This is a genomic window from Halomonas sp. SH5A2 (genome assembly GCF_014263395.1).
GTDB lineage: Bacteria > Pseudomonadota > Gammaproteobacteria > Pseudomonadales > Halomonadaceae > Vreelandella.
Genome location: NZ_CP058321.1, coordinates 158,325 through 181,001 on the forward strand (window position 1 = coordinate 158,325; position 22,677 = coordinate 181,001).

The window sequence follows — 22,677 nt, forward strand, 5'->3', positions numbered from 1 at the left end:
CAGGCGTTCGTGATACGTCATGTTTTGATTTGATTCGTGTCAGGTGGCGATAATGTCATCTGGCTGTTACCGGGGAGCCGAGAGGCGTTATTACCCAACTGGAGTAAAACGATGGCCAAGAAAGTACAGGCTTACATCAAACTGCAGGTTGCTGCAGGTAAAGCCAATCCAAGTCCGCCCGTCGGCCCTGCGCTGGGTCAGCACGGCGTGAATATCATGGAATTCTGTAAGGCGTTCAACGCAGAGACTCAGGACATCGAGCCTGGTCTGCCGACGCCTGTCGTGATTACGGTCTACTCTGACCGCAGCTTCACGTTCATTACCAAGACGCCGCCGGCGGCTGTGCTGCTTAAGAAAGCAGCTGGCATCAAGTCGGGTTCCGGCGAGCCGAACAAGAAGAAGGTCGGCACGGTAACGCGCGAGCAGCTTGAAGAAATCGCTACGACCAAAGAGCCGGATTTGACAGCGGCTGATATGGACGCAGCGGTTCGCACCATCGCGGGCAGTGCTCGTAGCATGGGCCTCAACGTGGAGGGTCTCTAATCATGGCGAAACTTACTAAGCGTGCCAAGCTGATTCGCGAAAAGATCGATACCAACAAGGTCTATTCGCTTGAAGAGGCGGTTTCCCTGCTTTCCGAGCTGTCGACGGTCAAGTTCAAAGAATCTGTCGACGTGGCGATTAATCTGGGCGTTGACCCGCGTAAATCAGACCAGGTGGTGCGTGGCGCTACTGTCATGCCTAACGGCACCGGTAAAGACGTGCGTGTTGCTGTCTTTACCCAGGGTGCCAATGCCGATGCCGCTAAAGAAGCAGGCGCCGACATTGTAGGCATGGACGATCTGGCCGAGCAGGTCAAGAAAGGCGTGATGGACTTTGACGTCGTGATTGCCTCTCCAGACGCCATGCGCGTTGTCGGTCAGCTGGGTCAGATTCTGGGTCCGCGCGGCCTGATGCCTAACCCGAAAGTTGGTACCGTCACGCCCGATGTGGCGACGGCGGTTAAAAATGCCAAGGCGGGTCAGGTGCGCTTCCGTACCGACAAGAACGGCATCATCCATACTACCGTCGGTAAAGTGGATTTCGATGCGGCGTCTATCAACGGCAACGTTGAAGCGTTGGTTGCCGACCTGAAGCGTCTCAAGCCAAGCACGTCAAAAGGCATCTACTTTAAGAAAGTCACCCTGTCTACTACCATGGGGCCGGGTTTGACGATCGATCATTCCGCTTACGTATAAGCGGGTGTTCGTCAGGTTCTAGCAACAACCGAGCAATAACTTTGCGGTCCCTCGGTCATGCCGAGGCACCGTCAAAGACCGCAGGTGCCGCGCTTTGGACGTATGCAGTTGGTACTAAAAAACGCGGCTTAATTGCTCAAAGCGCCTGCGCAGATGGTGTGGCCGCCAGTTGGTAACGCTTTTTAGCAAGCCGCTTTCTGGTGAGCACCATCCCCAAGGCTTCCAGCGATGGTCAACTGACCACCTGGAAGAGATGGTAACCACCGAGACCTTATAAACAGGTTTCGGCACGAAGGAGTGATCACTGTGCCACTAGCACTTGAAGGCAAGAAAGCGATTGTTGCCGAGGTCAGTGAAGCGGCCAAGGGCGCACTCTCCGTCGTAGTTGCCGATTCTCGCGGTGTACCGGTCAGCAAAATGACCGATCTGCGTAAGCAGGCACGTGAGAACGGCGTAGAGCTGCGTGTTGTACGTAATACGCTGGCTCGCCGCGCTCTCGAAGGCACTCAATGGGAGTGCCTGACCGAGAGCTTCGTTGGTCCAACTCTGTTGGCTTTCTCGACTGATCATCCGGGCGCTGCCGCTCGTTTGTTCAAAGAGTTCGCCAAAGATGACAAAGACTTCGAAGTTAAAGCGCTGGCCTACGAAGGTGAGCTGATCCCGGCTGCTGACATCGACCGTCTGGCAACCCTGCCGACTTACGATGAAGCAATTGCCCAACTGATGTCGGTAATGAAAGAAGCCTCCGCTGGCAAGCTGGTTCGCACACTGGATGCCCTGCGCAGCCAGAAAGAAGAAGCGGCTTAAACGCTTTTTTCGTGCAGCCTGAGGTTGCTTGAACCGAGCAATGAATCCCGAGTCGTCGGCAAACCGAGACTCCCGCAAAGTTAGGAATGAAACAATGGCACTGACCAAAGACGATATCATCAATGCTGTAGCCGACATGTCCGTCATGGAAGTTGTCGAGCTAATTGAAGCAATGGAAGAAAAATTCGGCGTTACTGCCGCGGCAGCTGTTGTTGCTGGCCCTGGCGGCGGCGAAGCGGCTGTTGAAGAAGAGCAGACCGAATTTGACCTGGTGCTGACCTCTGCTGGTGACAAGAAAGTTAACGTCATCAAAGCAGTACGTGAGATCACCGGTCTTGGCCTTAAGGAAGCTAAGGGTGCCGTTGACGGCGCACCGGCGACCATCAAAGAAGGTATGGCCAAGGAAGACGCTGAAACAGCTAAGACGAAGCTGGAAGAAGCCGGCGCAAGCGTCGAGCTCAAGTAATTCTTGTGCCGATGGCTTTACGCGCTGCGTAAGCTTCCACGGCTGGCGGCGGGAACTCCCGCTGCCGGCCTTTTTCTGTTGTAACTGAACGGTGAAGCAGAATCGTTGTAGTACGGTTATCGCAAGACTGTTATCGATCAAGATTTTCGACGGCGAGCTACCCGATCAGGAGCTTGCTGTTCGCGTCTGACACGGCCGCAGGGCAGATGACCACGCATCGGTCACCCATGGTGAACAAGCTGGGGAATACAGATGGCTTACTCATATACTGAGAAAAAACGCATCCGCAAGGATTTCGGCAAACTGCCACAAGTGATGGATGTGCCTTACTTGCTGGCCATCCAGCTTGATTCCTATTACGACTTCCTCCAGCAAGATCGTTCGCCCGACGAGCGGCACGAGATCGGTCTGCACGCGGCGTTCAAGTCCGTGTTTCCGATTGAGAGCTTCTCCGGTAATGCGGCGCTTGAGTATGTCAGCTACCGGTTCGGCACGCCGGCGTTCGATGTTAAGGAGTGCCAGCTGCGCGGAGTCACGTATTCTGCGCCGCTGCGCGTCAAGGTTCGCTTGATCATTTATGATCGCGATTCCTCGAATAAAGCAATCAAAGATATCAAAGAGCAAGAAGTCTACATGGGGGAGATCCCCCTGATGACGGAGAACGGTACCTTTGTGATCAACGGTACCGAGCGGGTCATTGTGTCCCAGCTCCACCGCTCACCCGGTGTTTTCTTCGATCATGACAAAGGTAAGAGCCACTCATCCGGCAAGCTGCTCTATTCAGCGCGGGTGATTCCTTACCGTGGTTCCTGGCTGGACTTCGAGTTCGATCCCAAAGACAACGTCTTCGTTCGTATTGACCGTCGCCGTAAATTGCCGGCTACGGTATTGATGCGTGCGCTGGGCATGAGTGCCGAAGAGATTCTCGGCGAATTCTTTGAAACCAGCATCTTCCACGTTGAAAAGTCAGGCTTTTCCGTGGAGCTGGTGCCGTCGCGTCTGCGTGGTGAAACCGCCACCTTTGACATCAAGGACGGCAACGGAGAGACCATCGTTGAAGAAGGTCGCCGGATTACCCAAAAGCACATCCGCCAGCTCGAAAAAGCCGGTCTTGATCGCCTGGATGTGCCGATGGAGTACCTGTTCGGTAAAACCCTGGCCAAAGACCAGGTCGACAGCAAGACTGGCGAGCTGATCTGCCCATGCAATACTGAAATCACGCCAGAGATTCTGGAAGCCATGGCCAAGGGCGGTATCAAGCGGATTGAAACGCTGTATACCAACGATCTGGACTGCGGTTCTTTCATCTCAGACACGCTGAAGCTCGATACCACCGGGTCGCAGCTGGAAGCGCTGGTGGAAATCTACCGCATGATGCGCCCCGGCGAGCCGCCTACCAAGGAAGCTGCCGAGACGCTGTTCCACAATCTGTTCTTCACTGAAGACCGTTACGACCTTTCGGGCGTGGGCCGCATGAAGTTCAATCGCCGCTTACGCGGTGATGGGGATACCGGCTCCGGCATATTGGACCGTAAAGATATCCTCGATGTCCTCCGCGAGCTGATCAATATCCGTAACGGCTTTGGCGACGTTGACGATATCGACCACTTGGGCAACCGCCGTATTCGCTGCGTTGGTGAAATGGCCGAGAACCAGTTCCGTGTCGGCCTGGTGCGTGTTGAGCGCGCGGTGAAAGAGCGCCTTTCCATGGCGGAAAGCGAAGGCCTGATGCCGCAAGACCTGATCAACGCCAAGCCAGTGGCAGCGGCGGTGAAAGAGTTCTTTGGTTCCTCGCAGCTTTCTCAGTTCATGGACCAGAACAACCCGCTTTCCGAGGTGACTCACAAGCGCCGTGTTTCTGCTCTCGGCCCGGGTGGTTTGACCCGTGAGCGCGCTGGCTTCGAAGTACGTGACGTACACGCCACGCACTACGGTCGTCTATGCCCGATCGAAACGCCGGAAGGCCCGAACATCGGTCTGATCAACTCGCTGGCCACCTACAGCCACACCAACAGCTACGGTTTCCTGGAAACGCCTTACCGTAAGGTCGTGGATCGCCAGTTGACCGACGACATCGTTCACCTCTCGGCAATCGAAGAGGGTGACTTCGTCATCGCTCAGGCATCTGCCGCCGTGGATGAATCCGGCAAGCTGAGTGACGATCTGGTACAGGCGCGTCACAAGGGCGAAACCACCTTCATGCGCCCTGAGCAGGTCACGCTGATGGATGTGTCGCCGCGCCAGGTGGTATCGGTGGCAGCAGCATTGATCCCGTTCCTTGAGCACGACGATGCTAACCGTGCCTTGATGGGCTCCAACATGCAGCGTCAGGCGGTGCCCACGCTGCGTGCCGAGAAGCCGCTGGTGGGTACGGGCATGGAACGCTTCGTAGCGCGTGACTCGGGTGTCTGTGCTGTTGCCCGTCGTGGCGGGGTGATCGATTCCGTCGATGCGCGTCGTGTGGTGGTAAGGGTCAATGAGGACGAGATCATCGGCGGCGAAGCCGGGGTCGATATCTACAACCTGACCAAGTACACCCGTTCGAACCAGAACACCTGTATGAACCAGCGCCCCATCGTGCGGCCTGGTGACGACGTGGCGCGTGGCGATATCCTCGCCGATGGCCCGTCGGTGGACATGGGCGATCTGGCGCTGGGTCAGAACATGCGCATCGCCTTTATGCCCTGGAACGGCTACAACTTCGAGGACTCCATCCTGCTTTCCGAGCGGGCGGCCCAGGAAGACCGTTTCACCACCATTCACATTCAGGAACTGACCAGCGTGTCGCGTGACACCAAGTTGGGGCCGGAAGAGATTACCGCGGATATCCCCAACGTCGGTGAATCGGCGCTTGGCAAGCTGGACGAGGCGGGTGTCGTTTACATCGGTGCCGAAGTCGGTCCGGGGGACATCCTGGTCGGTAAGGTAACGCCCAAGGGCGAAACCCAGCTGACGCCGGAAGAAAAGCTGCTACGTGCCATCTTCGGCGAGAAAGCATCTGACGTAAAAGATACCTCGCTGCGTGCCCCCACCGGCATGAAAGGCACGGTCATCGACGTTCAGGTGTTTACTCGTGACGGCGTCGAGAAAGACTCCCGTGCGCTTGCCATCGAGCAAATGCAGCTGGATGAGGTGCGTAAGGATCTGCAGGAAACTTACCGTATCGCTGAAGATGCGACGTTCGTGCGTCTCAAGCGGACCCTGGAAGGTCAGGTAGTTAACGGCGGCCCGAACCTCAAGAAAGGCGATACGCTTGATGCAGCGTACCTGGACGAGTTGCCGCGTCAGCAGTGGTTCAAGCTGCGCATGCAGGATGAAAGCGTTAACGAGCTGCTGGCCCAGGCCGATGAGCAGCTGGAAAACCGCCGTAAAGAAATGGACGAGCGCTTTGAAGACAAGAAGCGCAAGCTGACCCAGGGCGATGATCTCGCACCGGGCGTGCTCAAAATCGTCAAGGTTTACATGGCTGTGAAGCGCCGCATTCAGCCGGGCGACAAGATGGCTGGCCGCCACGGTAACAAGGGTGTTATCTCGGCGATCATGCCCGTCGAAGACATGCCGTTCGACGATCAAGGCGAGCCGGTTGACGTGGTGCTGAACCCCTTGGGTGTCCCGTCGCGGATGAACGTGGGCCAGATTCTCGAAACCCACCTGGGCATGGCCGCGCGTGGTCTAGGCGTCAAGATTGAAGCCATGCTGCGCGACGCACGTGAACAGCAAGTGGCAGAGATTCGCGACTTCCTGGGGCAGGTATACAACACGCCAGGCACGCGGGTCGAAGACATCGATTCGCTGAGTGATGACGAAGTCATTGCGCTGGCGAAAAATCTTAAAGCGGGTGTGCCCATGGCAACGCCGGTGTTTGACGGTGCTCAAGAGCACGAAATCAAGCATCTGCTCAAGCTGGCGGACATTCCCGAGTCGGGTCAGATGACATTGTACGACGGTCGTTCCGGGGATGCGTTTGACCGCCCTGTTACCGTTGGCTACATGTACATGCTCAAGCTGAACCACTTGGTCGACGATAAGATGCACGCGCGTTCTACCGGTTCTTACTCGCTCGTCACCCAGCAGCCGCTGGGCGGTAAAGCGCAGTTCGGTGGCCAGCGCTTTGGTGAGATGGAAGTGTGGGCGCTGGAAGCTTATGGCGCGGCCTACACGCTGCAAGAGATGCTCACCGTCAAATCGGACGACGTCGAAGGGCGCACCAAGATGTATAAAAACATCGTGGATGGCGACCACACCATGCAGGCAGGCATGCCGGAATCCTTCAACGTACTTGTGAAGGAAATCCGCTCGCTGGGCATCGATATCGAGTTAGAGAGCTAGGAGCCGTCCCATGAAAGATTTGGTGAAAGTACTCAAATCGCAATCTCAGTCCGAAGAGTTTGACGCGATCAAGATTACCCTGGCGTCGCCGGACATGATTCGCTCCTGGTCGTTTGGCGAGGTGAAGAAGCCCGAGACCATCAACTACCGCACCTTTAAACCGGAGCGGGATGGTCTGTTCTGCGCCAAGATCTTCGGCCCAGTCAAAGACTACGAGTGTTTGTGCGGCAAGTATAAGCGCATGAAGCACCGCGGCATCATCTGTGAAAAGTGTGGCGTAGAAGTGACCAAGGCCGCCGTGCGCCGTGAGCGCATGGGGCACATTGAGCTCGCCTCGCCGGTCGCGCACATTTGGTTCCTGAAATCACTGCCGTCGCGTATCGGCATGTTCCTCGATATGACCCTGCGTGATATCGAGCGCGTGCTGTACTTCGAAAGCTTTGTGGTGATCGATCCGGGCATGACGACGCTGGAACGCGGTCAACTGCTGAACGACGAGCAGTATTTCGAAGCGCTGGAAGAATTTGGCGACGACTTCGATGCACGGATGGGGGCCGAAGCCGTTCAGGAGCTTCTGAAAGACATCGATCTTGAAGAAGAGATCAACCATCTGCGCGAAGAGATTCCGCAGACCAACTCTGAAACCAAGATCAAGAAGCTCTCCAAACGCTTGAAGCTGCTGGAAGCCTTCTACAATTCAGGTAACGCCCCAGCCTGGATGGTCATGGAAGTGCTGCCCGTGCTGCCGCCGGATTTGCGTCCGCTGGTACCGCTGGATGGTGGCCGCTTCGCAACCTCAGATCTCAACGACCTTTACCGTCGCGTGATCAACCGTAACAACCGCCTTAAGCGCCTGCTCGATCTCAACGCGCCGGATATTATCGTGCGCAACGAGAAGCGTATGCTTCAGGAAGCGGTCGATGCGCTGCTGGATAACGGCCGTCGTGGCCGGGCGATCACCGGCACTAACAAGCGTCCGCTGAAGTCGCTTGCCGACATGATCAAAGGTAAGCAGGGTCGTTTCCGTCAGAACCTGCTGGGTAAGCGCGTCGACTACTCGGGTCGGTCGGTGATTACCGTGGGTCCGACCCTGCGCCTGCACCAGTGCGGTCTGCCCAAGAAAATGGCATTGGAGCTGTTCAAGCCGTTCATCTACTCCAAGCTTCAGTCGTTGGACTACGCGTCAACGATCAAAGCCGCCAAGAAGATGGTCGAGCGCGAACTGCCGGAAGTATGGGATATCCTCGCCGATGTTATCCGCGAGCACCCGGTCATGCTCAACCGTGCGCCAACGCTGCATCGTCTAGGTATTCAGGCGTTTGAGCCGCTGCTGATCGAAGGTAAGGCGATTCAGCTGCATCCGCTGGTGTGTGCCGCCTACAACGCCGACTTTGACGGTGACCAGATGGCGGTCCACGTACCGCTGACCCTGGAAGCCCAGCTCGAAGCCCGGGCGTTGATGATGGCAACCAACAACGTGCTGTCGCCCGCCAACGGCGAACCGATCATCGTACCGTCGCAGGACGTTGTTCTGGGTCTTTACTATATGACCCGGGAAAGGATCAACGATAAAGGCGAGGGCATGATATTTTCCGGCCTCGATGAGGTCGAGCGCGCCTTTGGCACCCAGACGGTATCGCTCCACGCGCGGGTAAAAGTGCGCCTGGACGAAGTGGATGTTGACGAAGAGACGGGTGACCGCTCTCACCACCGCCGTGTCTACGACACGACAGTGGGCCGGGCTCTGCTGTTCCGCATCCTTCCGGAAGCCGTGCCGTTCGAGCTGATCGACCAGCCGATGAAGAAAAAGGCCATCTCCAACCTGATCAACGAAGTGTACCGTCGTGCCGGCCTCAAGCCGACCGTCATCTTCGCGGACCAGTTGATGTACACCGGCTTCCGTCTGGCGACGATGTCCGGCGCCTCTATCGGTGTTAACGACTTTGTTATTCCCGAAGCGAAGACCGAAATCGTCGACGCCGCCGAGGCGGAAGTTAAAGAAATCGAAGACCAGTTCTCTTCTGGCCTGGTAACAGCGGGCGAGAAGTACAACAAGGTTATCGATATCTGGTCCAAGGCCAACGATAAAGTTGCCAAGGCGATGATGACCGGTATCTCGAAAGAGACAGTGGTTGACCGCGACGGCAACGAAGTCGAGCAGGACTCCTTCAACAGTGTCTTCATCATGGCCGACTCCGGGGCACGTGGTTCCGCCGCCCAGATCCGCCAGCTTGCGGGTATGCGTGGCCTGATGGCCAAGCCGGACGGTTCGATCATCGAAACGCCGATCGTCGCCAACTTCCGTGAAGGTCTGAACGTACTGCAGTACTTCATCTCGACCCACGGCGCGCGGAAAGGTCTCGCGGATACGGCCCTGAAGACGGCCAACTCCGGTTACCTGACCCGTCGTCTGGTCGATGTGGCTCAGGACCTGGTGATTACCGACTCCGATTGCGGTACCGAAAACGGCCTCACGTTGCACCCGATCATCGAAGGCGGCGATATCATCGTGCCGCTGTCTCAGCGTGTGCTGGGTCGTGTGGTGGCGCAGGACGTGGTCGATCCGGGTACGGAAGAGGTCCTGATCCCGCGCGGCACGCTGCTCGATGAAAAATGGTGTGCGTCGCTGGATACCATGGGTGTCGACGAAATCATTGTCCGTTCGACGATTACCTGCGATACGCCCCATGGTGTGTGTTCTGCCTGTTACGGTCGTGACCTTGCTCGTGGTCATCAGGTCAACATCGGTGAATCTGTCGGCGTTATCGCTGCTCAGTCCATCGGTGAGCCTGGTACCCAGCTGACCATGCGGACCTTCCACATCGGTGGTGCGGCTTCGCGGACGTCGGCGGTGGATAGCGTACAGGTCAAGCACGGCGGTAAGGTACGCCTGCACAACATCAAGCACGTTGAGCGTGCCGACGGCAAGCTGGTCGTGGTATCCCGCTCCAGCGCCCTGGCCGTTGCTGACGACCATGGTCGCGAGCGTGAGTACTACAAGCTGCCTTACGGTGCAGAGCTTTCCGTACGTGACGGCGATGTCGTCGACGCCGGTGCAACGGTCGCCAAGTGGGATCCGCACACTCACCCGATCGTTGCCGAAGTGGAAGGTAAGGCGCAGTTCATCGATCTCGACGAAGGTGTCACCATGCACCGTACCGTCGACGAGATGACGGGTCTGTCGTCCATCGAGGTGATCGAGGCTGCGGCACGTCCCATGGCCGGTCGCGACAAGCGCCCGATGGTCATGCTGCAAGACAGCGCGGGTGAATACGTATCGGTATCCGGGGCGAACACCCCGGTACAGTATCTGCTACCGGGTAAATCGATCATTTCCGTTGATGACGGTGCGGCGATCGGCGTGGGTGAAGTCGTTGCCCGTATTCCGGTCGAGGCGTCGGGTAACAAGGACATCACCGGTGGTCTGCCACGCGTGGCAGATCTGTTCGAAGCGCGTAAGCCGAAAGAGTCGTCCATTCTGGCCGAGATCAGCGGGGTGGTGAGCTTTGGTAAAGAAACCAAAGGCAAGCGTCGCCTGACGATCACGCCGGAATCCGGTGATCCGTTCGAAGCGCTGATCCCCAAATGGCGCCAGATTGCCGTCTTCGAAGGTGAAGCGGTCGAGAAGGGCGAGGTGATTTCCGACGGGCCGAGCAACCCTCACGATATCCTGCGTCTGCTGGGCGTTGCCGAGCTTGCCAAGTACATCGCCGCTGAAGTTCAGGATGTTTACCGCCTGCAAGGCGTCGGCATCGATGACAAGCACATCGAAGTGATTGTGCGTCAGATGCTGCGCAAGGTTGAGATCACCGACTCTGGCGATTCCGACTTCATCACCGGCGATCAGGCTGAGCTTGTGCGGGTGCTGGAGCAGAACGCAGTGCTCGAGAAGGAAGGCAAATTCCCCGCCAAGTATCAGCGCTTGTTGCTGGGTATCACCAAGGCCAGTCTGGCCACCGAATCGTTCATTTCGGCGGCGTCGTTCCAGGAAACGACCCGCGTATTGACCGAAGCAGCGGTAACCGGCAAGCGCGATTATCTGCGCGGCCTGAAAGAAAACGTCGTAGTGGGTCGTCTGATTCCGGCAGGTACCGGTCTGACTCACCACGCGGAACGTCGTCGCAAACGCGAAGACGTAGAGCGCCTGTACAATCCCTCGGCAACCGAGGTAGAGCAGGAGCTGGGAGCTCAGTTGACCGCATTGGATTCCGACGACGAGCTCTAACATTGCGACCTGACCTCTTGGCATCACGGTTCTGCCGGTTTAGCGACCGGCAGGGCTTGACGTCGACTAGGGTCAGCCTTTAGAATGCGCAGCCTTTAACAGTGGGGTGGGTACGCCCGCAGCCACTGGAAGGCCAGGCAACCATTGGAGTCAGCTAAACACCATGGCAACGATTAATCAGCTAGTGCGCAAGCCGCGTAAGCGCCCCGTCACCAAGAGTGACGTGCCCGCGCTTCAGGCTTGTCCGCAAAAGCGCGGCGTATGTACCCGCGTTTACACCACCACCCCGAAGAAGCCCAACTCGGCCTTGCGTAAGGTTTGCCGTGTGCGCCTTACCAACGGCTTCGAAGTGGCTTCCTACATCGGTGGTGAAGGTCACAACCTCCAGGAGCACTCTGTTGTGCTGATTCGCGGCGGTCGTGTGAAGGACTTGCCCGGTGTGCGTTATCACACCGTGCGCGGCGCCCTTGACACCTCTGGCGTACAGAATCGTAAGCAGGGTCGTTCGAAGTACGGTACCAAGCGTCCGAAGTCTTAATTCGGTGCTGCGCCGCGTAAGCGGCGTCCGTACGAAATGTTTATCACGCATATGATGGTCTGATAAGAGTAAGGTCGGGCGGCACTCAGCGAAATATCCAGTGTGGGTTCCGAGTTTACCTGAAGGATCCTTAAATTGAGGGCTTATCATGCCTAGAAGAAGAGTTGTAGCTAAGCGCGAAATCCTGCCGGATCCCAAGTTCGGAAGTGAGCGCCTGGCGAAGTTCATGAACCACCTGATGTTCAGCGGCAAAAAGTCCATAGCTGAGCGCATCGTCTATGGTGCGTTGGACAAGGTTGCCGAGCGTAGTAAAGAAGAGCCGCTGGAGATCTTCGACAAGGCGCTGGAAGCTATCCAGCCGATGGTCGAAGTGAAGTCGCGCCGCGTAGGTGGTGCGACGTATCAGGTGCCGGTTGAAGTTCGTCCGTCACGCCGCCAGGCGCTTGCAATGCGCTGGCTGGTTGACGCGGCGCGTCGTCGCGGTGAGAAAACGATGGTTCAGCGTCTTGCAGGCGAAATGCTGGATGCCGCTGAAGGCAAAGGTTCTGCCGTCAAGAAGCGCGAAGACGTGCATCGTATGGCAGAAGCCAACAAGGCCTTCTCGCACTACCGTTTTTAAGATCGGCGCTTTTAGCATCAGCGTTTTTAAATTCGGCGTTATCTGGGTTTGTGTTTTTTGCTGTGCTGCGCTGGGTCGAAGTTTTTGGGCGCCAGTTGGCAACACGCCGCCGCTATCATGATCGATGGCGGCGGTGGCATAAGCATGAAACGCACCACCAGATTCACGAGCATCGCCAACAAACGGGAGTTCCACCGTGGCACGCAAGACTCCACTAAATCGTTACCGTAATATCGGTATCGTCGCTCACGTCGACGCGGGTAAAACCACGACGACTGAGCGTGTACTATTCTACACCGGCCTTTCCCACAAAGTGGGTGAGGTACACGACGGTGCGGCGACCATGGACTGGATGGAGCAGGAGCAGGAGCGTGGTATTACTATCACCTCAGCTGCAACGACCTGTTTCTGGCAGGGCATGAGCAAGCAGTTCCCTGAGCACCGTATCAATATCATCGACACCCCGGGGCACGTTGACTTCACTATCGAAGTTGAACGTTCCTTGCGCGTACTTGATGGCGCGGTTGTCGTGCTGTGTGGTTCTTCCGGCGTTCAGCCGCAGACCGAAACAGTATGGCGCCAGGCCAACAAGTACGAAGTGCCGCGTATGGTCTTCGTCAACAAGATGGACCGGACCGGTGCTGACTACTTCATGGTCGTTGAGCAGTTGAAAGAGCGTCTGGGTGCCAATGCTGTGCCCATTCAGATCAACTGGGGCACCGAAGAGAATTTCAAGGGCGTCATCGACCTGATCCAGATGAAGGGTATCCTTTGGGACGAAGAGAACCTGGGCATGAACTATGACCTGGTTGATATTCCCGAAGAGCTCCTGGAGACCGCTGAAACCTACCGCGAGCAGATGATCGAAGCCGCGGCGGAGGGTTCTGACGAGTTGATGGAAAAATATCTCGAAGGTGGTGAGTTGACCACTGAAGAGATCAAGGCGGGTCTGCGCGCGCGCACCTTGGCCAACGAGATCGTCCTCATCACTTGCGGGTCTGCCTTCAAGAACAAGGGCGTTCAAGCGGTACTGGACTGTGTCATCGAGTACATGCCGTCGCCGACTGAAGTTAAGGCGATCGAAGGTGAGCTTGACGATAAAGACGGCACCATCGATACCCGTGAAGCGGATGATAATCAGCCGTTTGCCGCGTTGGCGTTCAAGATCGCCACCGATCCGTTCGTCGGCACGTTGACCTTTATCCGTGTCTATTCGGGCGTGTTGAATTCTGGTGATGGCGTCTACAACTCGGTCAAGAGTAAGAAAGAGCGCGTGGGTCGTATCGTTCAGATGCACTCGAACTCGCGTGAAGAGATCAAGGAAGTACGCGCCGGTGATATCGCGGCTTGTATCGGTCTGAAAGACGTCACAACAGGGGATACCTTGTGTGATATCAATCACAAGATCGTGCTTGAGCGTATGGAATTCCCCGACCCGGTTATCTCGGTAGCGGTTGAGCCTAAATCCAAGGCTGACCAGGAGAAGATGGGTGTCGCTCTGGGTAAACTGGCCCAGGAAGACCCGTCCTTCCAGGTGAAAACCGATGAAGAGACTGGTCAGACGATCATCTCGGGAATGGGTGAGCTTCACCTGGATATTCTTGTCGACCGTATGCGTCGCGAGTTCAAGGTAGAGGCCAATATTGGTAAGCCGCAGGTGGCCTACCGTGAAACGATTCGCGGCAGCGTCGAGCAGGAAGGCAAGTTCGTACGTCAGTCTGGCGGTCGTGGTCAATACGGTCACGTTATCATGCGTATCGAACCGTTGACCTACGAGGAGAAAGGCGAAGGAGATGATGAAATCTTCTTCAAGTTCAACTCGGAAATCGTCGGTGGTGTGGTTCCCAAGGAATACATCCCGGCAGTAGAGAAAGGGGCATACGAACAGCTGAAAAATGGCGTCATTGCGGGTTACCCGATGATTGACGTTAAAGTGACGCTGTTTGATGGTTCCTATCACGACGTGGACTCCAACGAGACTGCGTTCAAGATTGCTTCTTCTATGGCAGTGAAAGAAGGTGCCAGGAAAGCCAAGGCCGTGCTGCTGGAGCCGGTGATGAAGGTCGAAGTCGTGACCCCCGAAGAGTTTATGGGTGACGTCATGGGCGACCTGAACCGTCGTCGCGGCCTGGTCCAGGGCATGGATGATTCTTCTTCTGGTAAAATCATTCGTGCAACGGTGCCGCTGGGTGAGATGTTCGGTTACGCAACCGATCTTCGCTCGCAAACCCAGGGCCGTGCGAGCTACTCTATGGAGTTCGCGAGGTACGAGGAGGCGCCCTCCAGCGTCGTTGAAGCCGTCATCAACCAAAACGGTTAACCGTTAGCTAACGTAAAGAGGTTATAGCAGTGGCTAAGGAAAAATTTGAACGTTCCAAACCGCATATCAACGTCGGCACCATTGGTCACGTCGACCACGGTAAAACGACTCTGACTGCGGCCTTGACCCGCGTTTCCGCTGAAGTATTCGGTGGCGACTGGAGTGAGTTCGACGCTATCGATAATGCGCCGGAAGAGCGTGAACGCGGTATCACAATCGCCACGTCTCACGTGGAATACCAGTCCGAGACGCGTCACTACGCGCACGTTGACTGCCCGGGGCACGCCGACTACGTCAAGAACATGATCACCGGTGCTGCGCAGATGGACGGCGCAATCCTGGTATGTTCTGCCGCCGACGGCCCGATGCCGCAGACTCGCGAGCACATCCTGCTGTCGCGTCAGGTTGGCGTTCCGTTCATCGTCGTGTTCCTGAACAAAGCGGACATGGTCGATGACGAAGAGCTGCTCGAGCTGGTTGAAATGGAAGTTCGTGAACTTCTCGACCAGTACGACTTCCCGGGTGACGACACGCCGATCATCACTGGTTCTGCGTTGATGGCCCTTGAAGGCAAGGATGATAACGGCATGGGTACAACCGCCGTTGCCAACCTGATCAAGGCGCTGGATGAGTACATTCCGGAGCCCGAGCGTGCCATCGATCAGCCGTTCCTGATGCCGATCGAAGACGTATTCTCTATCTCTGGCCGTGGTACCGTTGTTACCGGTCGTGTAGAGCGTGGCGTTATCAAGGCGGGCGAAGAAGTCGAAATCGTTGGTATGCGCGACACGACCAAGACGGTCGTTACCGGTGTTGAAATGTTCCGTAAGCTGCTCGACGAAGGTCGTGCTGGCGAGAACGTTGGCGCCCTGCTGCGTGGTACCAAGCGTGATGACGTTGAGCGTGGTCAGGTTCTGGCGAAAACCGGCACCATCACACCGCACACCGTTTTCGAAGCAGAAGTCTACGTGCTGTCCAAAGAAGAAGGCGGTCGTCACACGCCTTTCTTCAAGGGCTATCGTCCGCAGTTCTACTTCCGTACCACCGATGTCACCGGTACCTGTGAACTGCCGGAAGGCGTTGAGATGGTCATGCCGGGCGACAACGTAAAAATGGTTGTCACCCTGATCGCTCCGATCGCCATGGATGACGGTCTGCGCTTCGCGATTCGTGAAGGCGGTCGTACCGTTGGCGCTGGTGTTGTGGCCAAAATCATTCAGTAAGTTGATTCGCTGAATGTGAAAGGGGGCTCGATTGAGCCCCCTTTTCTGCGCACCTCTAGCAAATGTTTGACATGGGCTTTTGGCGTGCCTATAATGCGCATCCTTTGAATGCGTGGGTAGACGGCTCGCGCCGTCGACATCCATTGGAGTTTAGGGCAAATGCAGAACCAAAAGATTCGCATTCGGTTGAAAGCTTTCGACCATCGCCTGATCGATCAGTCCACAGCGGAGATTGTTGAAACCGCTAAGCGTACTGGTGCTCAGGTTCGTGGTCCGATTCCGCTGCCAACCAACCGCGAGCGCTACACCATTCTGATCTCGCCGCACGTCAACAAGGACGCGCGTGACCAGTATGAGATTCGTACGCACAAGCGTGTGCTCGACATCGTTGAGCCGACCGAGAAAACCGTTGATGCGCTGATGAAGCTCGATCTCGCCGCTGGCGTAGACGTGCAAATCAAGCTCGACTAATCACACTAGACACTTGCGGCCCAGCGCTCATTACGAATTGACATTGAGCAGCAGCCGCCGCGCCGTGAGGCGCCACACAATGTGCTAGTGGAATGCTCTGGAAAGGGCAGCCATAGCGGGTGATAGCCCCGTACACTATAGGAGAACTGAGAATGACTATCGGTTTAGTCGGTAAAAAGGCCGGGATGACTCGTGTCTTTACCGAAGACGGTGCATCAGTGCCCGTAACCGTTATTGAGGTTGATCCTAACCGTGTTACACGCGTTAAGTCTGTCGAGTCTGACGGATACGCAGCGGTTCAGGTAACAACCGGCTCTCGCAAGGCCAAACACCTCAGCAAAGCCCAGGCGGGCCAATTTGCTAAAGCGGGTGTTGAGGCTGGTCGTTCACTGATGGAGTTTCGTCTGGAAGATGGCGAAGAAGCTCCTGAAGTCGGCGGCGAACTCACCGTATCCCTCTTCGAAGCTGGTCAGATGATCGATGTGACCGGTACCTCTAAGGGTAAAGGTTTCCAGGGTGCCGTTAAGCGCTGGAATTTCCGTACCCAAGACAACAGCCATGGTAACTCTCTGTCGCATCGTGCGCCGGGCTCCATCGGTATGTGTCAGACCCCGGGTCGCGTTTTCAAAGGCAAAAAGATGGCCGGTCAAATGGGTAACGCCCGTTGCACCGTGCAGAGCCTAGAGATCGTCCGTGTCGACGCCGAGCGTAACCTGCTGCTGATCAAGGGCGCCGTGCCGGGTGCAACCGGTAGTGACGTTATCGTTCGCAGCGCCGTCAAAGCAGGCTGAAGGGGATAATTACCAATGAATCTGAATCTTGCTGCAGGCGCGGGTACCGTTGAAGTAGCCGACGCCACCTTTGGCAAAGAATTCAACGAAGCGCTGGTTCACCAGGTCGTCACTGCCTACTTGGCTGCTGGCCGTCAGGGCACCCGCGCTCAAAAGAACCGTTCCGATGTTCGCGGTGGTGGTAAAAAGCCGTGGCGTCAGAAAGGGACTGGCCGTGCTCGTGCCGGTACCATCCGTTCGCCGATATGGCGTAGCGGCGGTGTCACCTTCGCGGCACGTCCGCAAGACTATACCCAGAAGGTGAACCGCAAGATGTACCGCGCCGCCATGCGTTCCATCTTGTCAGAGCTGGTACGTCAAGAGCGCCTGGTCGTGGTTGAAGAGTTCAACGTTGAAGCGCCGAAAACCAAGCAGGTCGCTGCCAAGCTGAAAGAGCTCAACCTTGAAAAAGTGTTGATCGTCACCGAAGACGTTGACGAAAAGCTCTATCTAGCTGCACGCAACCTTCCTCACGTTGATGTGGTGGATGTTGCGGCCGCTGACCCGGTGAGCCTGGTTGCCTTTGATAAGGTCCTGGTCACCGTCTCCGCCCTGCGTAAATTCGAGGAGAAGCTGGCATGAACCAGGAACGCGTATTCAAGGTTCTGCTTGGACCGCACGTGACCGAGAAGGCCGCGATGGCTGCCGAGCGCAACCAGTACGTTTTTAAGGTGGCAACTGATGCTGCCAAACCCGAGATCAAAAAAGCCGTTGAAGTTCTTTTCGGCAAAAAGGTCGCTAGCGTTCAGGTACTGAACGTGAAGGGGAAAACCAAGCGTACTGCAAACGGCGTTGGCTTGCGTAAGGGTTACCGTAAAGCGTATGTGACCCTCGCTGCTGGTGAAACGCTCGAAGACTTCTCTGGCGCCGAATAAGGGCAGGAGTACGGATAATGGCAATCGTCAAGACCAAACCCACATCCGCCGGTCGTCGTCACGTCGTCAAGATCGTTGGCGAGGAACTGTACAAAGGCCGTGCTTATGCACCGCTTTTGGAAAAACAGTCCAAGTCCGGTGGCCGTAATAACTACGGTCGCATCACCACCCGCCATGTGGGCGGTGGTCACCGTCATCACTATCGGTTGATCGACTTCAAGCGCACCAAGGATGGCATTCCTGCCACCGTTGAGCGCCTGGAGCATGACCCGAACCGCAGTGCGCACATAGCGCTGCTGAAATACGCCGATGGCGAGCGTCGTTACATCATCGCACCGAAAGGTGTCAGTGCGGGTGCCGTGCTGGAATCTGGTGTTAACGCGCCCATCAAGAAAGGCAATGCCTTGCCGCTGCGCAACATTCCGCTGGGTTCGACCGTTCACGGTATCGAACTGAAGCCGGGTAAAGGCGCGCAGATTGCTCGCAGTGCCGGTACTAGCGCTCAGCTGGTTGCGCGTGAAGGCAACTACGCCACCCTGCGTCTTCGCTCTGGCGAAATGCGCAAGGTGCTGGCTGAGTGCCGTGCGACCCTGGGCGAAGTGAGCAACTCCGAGCACAGCCTGCGTCAACTTGGCAAGGCCGGTGCGAAGCGCTGGAGAGGTGTGCGTCCGACTGTTCGCGGTGTCGCAATGAACCCGGTGGATCACCCGCACGGTGGTGGTGAAGGCCGCACCAGTGGTGGTCGTAACCCGGTCACTCCATGGGGTGTGCCGACCAAGGGTTATAAGACGCGTAAGAACAAGCGCACCGACAAGCTGATCGTACGTCGCCGCAAGGCTCGTAGCTGATCTAAATTGCCAAGACATTAAGAGGTAACGGCTGTGCCACGTTCACTAAAGAAAGGTCCTTTCATTGACCTTCATCTTTTGAAGAAGGTAGAGGCTGCAGTGGAAAAGAACGATCGCAAACCGATCAAGACTTGGTCGCGTCGTTCGATGATCCTGCCAAACATGGTGGGTCTGACCATCGCAGTCCATAATGGTCGCCAACACGTCCCGGTGCACGTCTCCGAGGAAATGGTTGGTCACAAGCTAGGCGAATTCGCTGCCACTCGCACTTATCGCGGGCACGTGGCGGACAAGAAAGCCAAACGGTAAGCCAAAGAGGATTGAGAGATGGAAGTCACAGCTAAGCTGCGTGGCGCCGGATTATCCGCCCAGAAGGCCCGTTTGGTGGCTGATCAGGTGCGCGGTAAACCTGTCGCCGAGGCACTCGACCTGCTGACCTTCTCACCGAAGAAGGCTGCCCAACTGGTCAAGAAAGTGCTTCAGTCCGCCATTGCAAACGCGGAAGAAAATAACGGCATGGATATTGACGAGCTGCGTGTCTCGACCATCTGCGTCGATGAGGGCATGACGCTCAAGCGTATCAAGCCGCGCGCCAAGGGGCGGGCGGATCGTATCTTGAAGCGCACCTGCCACATCACCGTCAAGGTAGCCGAGAAGTAGGAGTCGACCGATGGGTCAGAAAGTCAATCCAACAGGCATTCGACTGGGCATCGTCAAAGACCATGCTTCTGTCTGGTATGCCGAGCGCGGCGCATATGCCGATAAGCTCAATAACGATCTCGAAGTGCGAAGCTTCCTGGAGCAGCGTCTCAAAAACGCCTCTGTTAGCCGTATTCACATCGAGCGTCCGGCGAACAACGCCCGCATCACCATTCACACTGCCCGTCCGGGTATCGTGATCGGTAAAAAAGGTGAAGATGTCGACCGTCTACGTCGCGATCTCACTGAGCTGATGGGTGTTCCTGTTCACGTGAACATCGAAGAAGTTCGCAAGCCGGAGCTGGATGCCAAGCTCGTCGCTGCTAACGTAGCGGGCCAGCTTGAGCGTCGTGTGATGTTCCGTCGTGCCATGAAGCGCGCGGTGCAAAACGCCATGCGTCTTGGCGCTGGCGGCATCAAGATTCAGCTGTCAGGTCGTCTGGGTGGTGCTGAAATCGCACGTACCGAATGGTACCGCGAAGGTCGAGTTCCGTTGCATACATTGCGTGCGGACATCGACTACGCCACTTACGAAGCTCACACCACCTATGGCGTTATCGGCGTCAAAGTGTGGATCTTCAAGGGTGAAATCCTCGGCGGTATCGAGGAAGTTCGTGCCAAGGCTAAGCAACAGCAGCCTTCCGGCAACGCGCCCAAGAAGAAAGGTTCCAGGTAAGGGGAGAGCGAGTCGATGTTACAGCCCAAGCGTATGAAATTCCGCAAGATGCAGAAAGGCCGCAACCGTGGCTTGGCGCATCGCGGAAGCAAGATCAGCTTCGGGGAGTACGGTCTGAAAGCTACCGGTCGTGGTCGCGTTACTGCGCGCCAGATCGAAGCCGGCCGTCGTGCGATCACACGTCACGTTAAACGTGGCGGTAAGATTTGGATCCGCGTGTTCCCTGATAAGCCGATTTCCAAGAAGCCGCTCGAAGTTCGTATGGGTAAAGGTAAAGGCTCCGTCGAATACTGGGTAGCCCAGATCCAGCCGGGTCGGGTCCTGTATGAAATCGAAGGTGTGCCTGAAGAGCTCGCTCGTGAAGCGTTTGAGCTTGCCGCACAGAAAATGCCCATATCCACCACCTTTGCGAAACGGACGGTGATGTGATGAAAGCCCAGGAAATTCGTGAAAAGTCCGCAGGAGAGCTCCATGAGCAGCTCCTCGAACTCCTCCGCGAGCAGTTCAACCTGCGCATGCAGAAGGCCACCGGCCAACTGAGCCAGACTCATCTGCTCAAGCAGGTCCGTCGGGATATTGCCCGTGTGAAGACTGTGCTCAACGAGAAGGCAGGTGACTGAGATGGCCGAAGAGAAAAAAGCACGTACGCTCACCGGCAAGGTGGTGAGCGACAAGATGGATAAGTCCATCGTCGTAATGATCGAGCGTCGTGAGCGTCACCCGATCTACGGAAAATACGTTAAGCGCTCCACCAAGCTGCACGCCCATGATGAGGCGAACCAGGCTAAGGCAGGCGATACGGTTTCCATTCAGGAGTGCCGTCCGCTTTCCAAGAAGAAAGCCTGGGCGCTAATCGAGGTGGTCGAGCAGGCCAAGGGGTAACCCATGAACCTGCTTAACCAGTGCAGTCAGATTAGGTTTGGAGAAAACCGATGATTCAGACTCAGACAATGCTGGATGTCGCCGACAACAGCGGAGCGCGCCGGGTGCAGTGCATCAAGGTGTTAGGCGGTTCACACCGTCGCTACGCTCGCATTGGTGACATCATTAAGGTAACGGTGAAGGAAGCCATTCCGCGTGGCAAGGTCAAGAAAGGCCAGGTCATGAAAGCGGTTGTAGTCCGGACCCGTAGTGGCGTCCGTCGTAACGACGGTTCGCTGATCCGTTTCGATGGAAATGCGGCGGTTTTGTTGAATAACACCAACGAACAGCCAGTCGGTACTCGTATTTTCGGGCCGGTCACTCGTGAGCTTCGTAACGAGAAGTTCATGAAGATCATTTCCTTAGCGCCTGAAGTGCTGTAAGGAGCGAGGCGGATATGCAAAAAATCAAACGTGACGATGAAGTCATCGTCATCGCCGGGAAGGATAAGGGCAAGCGTGGCACCGTTAAGCGGGTACTAGAAAACCGTTTCTTGGTGTCCGGTGTGAACATGATTAAACGTCACACCAAGCCAAATCCCATGGCGGGAAATCAGGGCGGTATCGTCGAGCGTGAGGCTCCGATTCACGCGTCCAACGTAGCCATCTTCAATTCGGAGACCGGTAAGGCGGATCGCGTCGGCTTCCAAGTGAAGGAAGACGGTACCAAGGTACGTATCTACAAGTCGACGCAGACGCAGATCGACGCCTAACGCGAGTCGGGTAGCAAAATGGCGAACTTGAAAGAACGTTATCAAAACGAGGTCGTAGCACAGCTCAAAGAGCAGTTCAGCTACGCCAACGTAATGCAGGTACCCCGCATCACGAAAGTGACGCTTAATATGGGTATCGGCGATGCGGTCAGCGATAAAAAGCTGATCGACAATGCCATCGGCGACCTGGAGATGTTGTCCGGTCAAAAGCCGCTGGTGACCAAGGCACGCAAGTCCATCGCGGGCTTCAAGGTGCGTGAAGGTTGGCCGATCGGGATCAAGGTAACACTGCGCGCTGAGCGTATGTGGGACTTCCTGGACCGTCTGGTCAACATCGCGATTCCTCGCGTGCGTGACTTCCGTGGTCTCAACCCGAAGTCCTTCGACGGTCGCGGCAACTACTCCATGGGTGTGCGTGAGCAGATCATCTTCCCGGAGATCGAGTATGATAAGATCGATCGTATCCGTGGGTTGGACGTCACTATCACCACTACCGCCAACACCGACGAGGAAGGTCGCGCGCTATTAACCGCGCTGAACTTCCCGTTCAAGAAATAAGGGTTGGATCATGGCTAAAAAAAGCATGGTAGAGCGTGAGCTCAAGCGCACCAAATTGGTCGAGAAGTACGCGGCCAAGCGCGCTGAGCTCAAAGCAATCATCGTAGATGTGAACGCTTCTGAGGAAGATCGCTTCGAGGCGACGCTGAAGCTGCAGCAACTGCCGCGCGACTCAAGCCCGGTGCGCCAGCGTAACCGCTGCCGCGTCACAGGCCGTCCGCACGGTTTTTACAACAAGTTCGGCCTCGGCCGTAACAAGCTGCGTGAAGCCGCCATGCGTGGCGACGTTCCTGGTCTGAAAAAGTCCAGCTGGTAACGCCAC

General features: G+C 56.4%; 25 protein-coding genes. All 25 read left to right on the top strand.

From position 1 onward, the window contains the following. Positions 1 to 111 precede the first annotated feature (111 nt). The gene (rplK, locus tag HXW73_RS00760; RefSeq protein WP_066318614.1) at positions 112 to 543 is read left to right on the top strand and encodes a 50S ribosomal protein L11; all 432 of its coding nucleotides are present in this window, start codon (positions 112 to 114) and stop codon (positions 541 to 543) included. A 2-nt stretch (positions 544 to 545) separates the two neighbouring features. Next, a complete protein-coding gene (gene rplA, locus HXW73_RS00765) occupies positions 546 to 1,238 on the top strand; it encodes a 50S ribosomal protein L1 (RefSeq protein ID WP_186254466.1) in 693 nt (230 codons plus the stop codon). Between the two features lie 306 nt (positions 1,239 to 1,544). Continuing rightward, positions 1,545 to 2,045 carry a 50S ribosomal protein L10 gene (gene rplJ, locus HXW73_RS00770; protein ID WP_186254467.1) on the top strand — a complete coding sequence of 167 codons (501 nt, stop codon included), beginning with the start codon at positions 1,545 to 1,547 and terminating at the stop codon, positions 2,043 to 2,045. A 94-nt stretch (positions 2,046 to 2,139) separates the two neighbouring features. Next, positions 2,140 to 2,511 carry a 50S ribosomal protein L7/L12 gene (gene rplL, locus HXW73_RS00775; RefSeq protein ID WP_066318605.1) on the top strand — a complete coding sequence of 124 codons (372 nt, stop codon included), beginning with the start codon at positions 2,140 to 2,142 and terminating at the stop codon, positions 2,509 to 2,511. 252 nt (positions 2,512 to 2,763) lie between these two features. Beyond that, the gene (gene rpoB, locus HXW73_RS00780) at positions 2,764 to 6,840 is read left to right on the top strand and encodes a DNA-directed RNA polymerase subunit beta (RefSeq protein WP_186254468.1); all 4,077 of its coding nucleotides are present in this window, start codon (positions 2,764 to 2,766) and stop codon (positions 6,838 to 6,840) included. Between the two features lie 10 nt (positions 6,841 to 6,850). Then, positions 6,851 to 11,065, top strand: coding sequence for a DNA-directed RNA polymerase subunit beta' (gene rpoC, locus HXW73_RS00785; protein ID WP_186254469.1), 4,215 nt, complete (start codon positions 6,851 to 6,853; stop codon positions 11,063 to 11,065). A gap of 163 nt (positions 11,066 to 11,228) precedes the next feature. After that, positions 11,229 to 11,603 (top strand): 30S ribosomal protein S12, encoded by a 375-nt coding sequence (gene rpsL / locus HXW73_RS00790; RefSeq protein WP_066318585.1) that lies wholly within the window; start codon positions 11,229 to 11,231, stop codon positions 11,601 to 11,603. Positions 11,604 to 11,751: 148 nt separating this feature from the next. Continuing rightward, entirely contained in the window at positions 11,752 to 12,222 is a 471-nt protein-coding gene (gene rpsG / locus HXW73_RS00795) for a 30S ribosomal protein S7 (RefSeq protein WP_027337504.1), read from the top strand. A gap of 196 nt (positions 12,223 to 12,418) precedes the next feature. After that, the gene (gene fusA / locus HXW73_RS00800; protein ID WP_186254470.1) at positions 12,419 to 14,542 is read left to right on the top strand and encodes an elongation factor G; all 2,124 of its coding nucleotides are present in this window, start codon (positions 12,419 to 12,421) and stop codon (positions 14,540 to 14,542) included. 29 nt (positions 14,543 to 14,571) lie between these two features. After that, positions 14,572 to 15,765 carry an elongation factor Tu gene (gene tuf / locus HXW73_RS00805; protein WP_186254471.1) on the top strand — a complete coding sequence of 398 codons (1,194 nt, stop codon included), beginning with the start codon at positions 14,572 to 14,574 and terminating at the stop codon, positions 15,763 to 15,765. 159 nt (positions 15,766 to 15,924) lie between these two features. After that, positions 15,925 to 16,236, top strand: a complete 312-nt coding sequence (rpsJ, locus tag HXW73_RS00810) for a 30S ribosomal protein S10 (RefSeq protein WP_009098983.1) — start codon at positions 15,925 to 15,927, stop codon at positions 16,234 to 16,236. A gap of 152 nt (positions 16,237 to 16,388) precedes the next feature. Next, on the top strand, positions 16,389 to 17,027 hold the full coding sequence (gene rplC / locus HXW73_RS00815; RefSeq protein ID WP_066318578.1) for a 50S ribosomal protein L3: 639 nt from the start codon (positions 16,389 to 16,391) through the stop codon (positions 17,025 to 17,027). Positions 17,028 to 17,042: 15 nt separating this feature from the next. Continuing rightward, on the top strand, positions 17,043 to 17,648 hold the full coding sequence (gene rplD, locus HXW73_RS00820) for a 50S ribosomal protein L4 (protein WP_186254472.1): 606 nt from the start codon (positions 17,043 to 17,045) through the stop codon (positions 17,646 to 17,648). After that, complete coding sequence (rplW, locus tag HXW73_RS00825) at positions 17,645 to 17,941, top strand: 50S ribosomal protein L23 (RefSeq protein WP_186254473.1); 297 nt, start codon at positions 17,645 to 17,647, stop codon at positions 17,939 to 17,941. The genes rplD and rplW overlap by 4 nt, the downstream gene beginning before the upstream one ends. 17 nt (positions 17,942 to 17,958) lie before the next feature. Continuing rightward, the gene (gene rplB, locus HXW73_RS00830) at positions 17,959 to 18,789 is read left to right on the top strand and encodes a 50S ribosomal protein L2 (protein ID WP_186254474.1); all 831 of its coding nucleotides are present in this window, start codon (positions 17,959 to 17,961) and stop codon (positions 18,787 to 18,789) included. Positions 18,790 to 18,822: 33 nt separating this feature from the next. Beyond that, positions 18,823 to 19,098, top strand: coding sequence for a 30S ribosomal protein S19 (gene rpsS, locus HXW73_RS00835; protein WP_027337511.1), 276 nt, complete (start codon positions 18,823 to 18,825; stop codon positions 19,096 to 19,098). Between the two features lie 18 nt (positions 19,099 to 19,116). After that, positions 19,117 to 19,449: a 50S ribosomal protein L22 gene (gene rplV, locus HXW73_RS00840; RefSeq protein ID WP_027337512.1), complete on the top strand. Its 333-nt coding sequence runs from the start codon at positions 19,117 to 19,119 to the stop codon at positions 19,447 to 19,449. Between the two features lie 10 nt (positions 19,450 to 19,459). Further along, a complete protein-coding gene (gene rpsC, locus HXW73_RS00845; RefSeq protein WP_066318566.1) occupies positions 19,460 to 20,164 on the top strand; it encodes a 30S ribosomal protein S3 in 705 nt (234 codons plus the stop codon). A gap of 15 nt (positions 20,165 to 20,179) precedes the next feature. Next, positions 20,180 to 20,593, top strand: coding sequence for a 50S ribosomal protein L16 (rplP, locus tag HXW73_RS00850; protein ID WP_066318565.1), 414 nt, complete (start codon positions 20,180 to 20,182; stop codon positions 20,591 to 20,593). Then, on the top strand, positions 20,593 to 20,784 hold the full coding sequence (gene rpmC / locus HXW73_RS00855; RefSeq protein WP_066318563.1) for a 50S ribosomal protein L29: 192 nt from the start codon (positions 20,593 to 20,595) through the stop codon (positions 20,782 to 20,784). Before rplP ends, rpmC begins: the two co-directional genes overlap by 1 nt. Before the next feature lies 1 nt (position 20,785). After that, positions 20,786 to 21,046: a 30S ribosomal protein S17 gene (rpsQ, locus tag HXW73_RS00860; RefSeq protein WP_186254475.1), complete on the top strand. Its 261-nt coding sequence runs from the start codon at positions 20,786 to 20,788 to the stop codon at positions 21,044 to 21,046. A 50-nt stretch (positions 21,047 to 21,096) separates the two neighbouring features. Further along, positions 21,097 to 21,468 carry a 50S ribosomal protein L14 gene (gene rplN, locus HXW73_RS00865; protein WP_066318559.1) on the top strand — a complete coding sequence of 124 codons (372 nt, stop codon included), beginning with the start codon at positions 21,097 to 21,099 and terminating at the stop codon, positions 21,466 to 21,468. Between the two features lie 14 nt (positions 21,469 to 21,482). Continuing rightward, positions 21,483 to 21,797, top strand: coding sequence for a 50S ribosomal protein L24 (rplX, locus tag HXW73_RS00870; protein ID WP_007111996.1), 315 nt, complete (start codon positions 21,483 to 21,485; stop codon positions 21,795 to 21,797). Between the two features lie 18 nt (positions 21,798 to 21,815). Further along, positions 21,816 to 22,355, top strand: a complete 540-nt coding sequence (rplE, locus tag HXW73_RS00875; RefSeq protein ID WP_085917617.1) for a 50S ribosomal protein L5 — start codon at positions 21,816 to 21,818, stop codon at positions 22,353 to 22,355. Positions 22,356 to 22,365: 10 nt separating this feature from the next. Then, complete coding sequence (gene rpsN, locus HXW73_RS00880) at positions 22,366 to 22,671, top strand: 30S ribosomal protein S14 (protein ID WP_066318556.1); 306 nt, start codon at positions 22,366 to 22,368, stop codon at positions 22,669 to 22,671. Positions 22,672 to 22,677 lie beyond the last annotated feature (6 nt).

Coding starts and splice junctions, on each gene's coding strand:
- rpsJ (WP_009098983.1), top strand. CDS start 15,925: ATGCAGAACCAAAAGATTCGCATTCGGTTGAAAGCTTTCGACCATCGC.
- rplE (WP_085917617.1), top strand. CDS start 21,816: ATGGCGAACTTGAAAGAACGTTATCAAAACGAGGTCGTAGCACAGCTC.
- rpmC (WP_066318563.1), top strand. CDS start 20,593: ATGAAAGCCCAGGAAATTCGTGAAAAGTCCGCAGGAGAGCTCCATGAG.
- rplL (WP_066318605.1), top strand. CDS start 2,140: ATGGCACTGACCAAAGACGATATCATCAATGCTGTAGCCGACATGTCC.
- rpsL (WP_066318585.1), top strand. CDS start 11,229: ATGGCAACGATTAATCAGCTAGTGCGCAAGCCGCGTAAGCGCCCCGTC.
- rplC (WP_066318578.1), top strand. CDS start 16,389: ATGACTATCGGTTTAGTCGGTAAAAAGGCCGGGATGACTCGTGTCTTT.
- rpsG (WP_027337504.1), top strand. CDS start 11,752: ATGCCTAGAAGAAGAGTTGTAGCTAAGCGCGAAATCCTGCCGGATCCC.
- rplW (WP_186254473.1), top strand. CDS start 17,645: ATGAACCAGGAACGCGTATTCAAGGTTCTGCTTGGACCGCACGTGACC.
- rplA (WP_186254466.1), top strand. CDS start 546: ATGGCGAAACTTACTAAGCGTGCCAAGCTGATTCGCGAAAAGATCGAT.
- rpoB (WP_186254468.1), top strand. CDS start 2,764: ATGGCTTACTCATATACTGAGAAAAAACGCATCCGCAAGGATTTCGGC.
- rpoC (WP_186254469.1), top strand. CDS start 6,851: ATGAAAGATTTGGTGAAAGTACTCAAATCGCAATCTCAGTCCGAAGAG.
- rplB (WP_186254474.1), top strand. CDS start 17,959: ATGGCAATCGTCAAGACCAAACCCACATCCGCCGGTCGTCGTCACGTC.
- rpsC (WP_066318566.1), top strand. CDS start 19,460: ATGGGTCAGAAAGTCAATCCAACAGGCATTCGACTGGGCATCGTCAAA.
- rplD (WP_186254472.1), top strand. CDS start 17,043: ATGAATCTGAATCTTGCTGCAGGCGCGGGTACCGTTGAAGTAGCCGAC.
- rplK (WP_066318614.1), top strand. CDS start 112: ATGGCCAAGAAAGTACAGGCTTACATCAAACTGCAGGTTGCTGCAGGT.
- rplX (WP_007111996.1), top strand. CDS start 21,483: ATGCAAAAAATCAAACGTGACGATGAAGTCATCGTCATCGCCGGGAAG.
- rpsN (WP_066318556.1), top strand. CDS start 22,366: ATGGCTAAAAAAAGCATGGTAGAGCGTGAGCTCAAGCGCACCAAATTG.
- rplN (WP_066318559.1), top strand. CDS start 21,097: ATGATTCAGACTCAGACAATGCTGGATGTCGCCGACAACAGCGGAGCG.
- rplP (WP_066318565.1), top strand. CDS start 20,180: ATGTTACAGCCCAAGCGTATGAAATTCCGCAAGATGCAGAAAGGCCGC.
- rpsQ (WP_186254475.1), top strand. CDS start 20,786: ATGGCCGAAGAGAAAAAAGCACGTACGCTCACCGGCAAGGTGGTGAGC.
- rplV (WP_027337512.1), top strand. CDS start 19,117: ATGGAAGTCACAGCTAAGCTGCGTGGCGCCGGATTATCCGCCCAGAAG.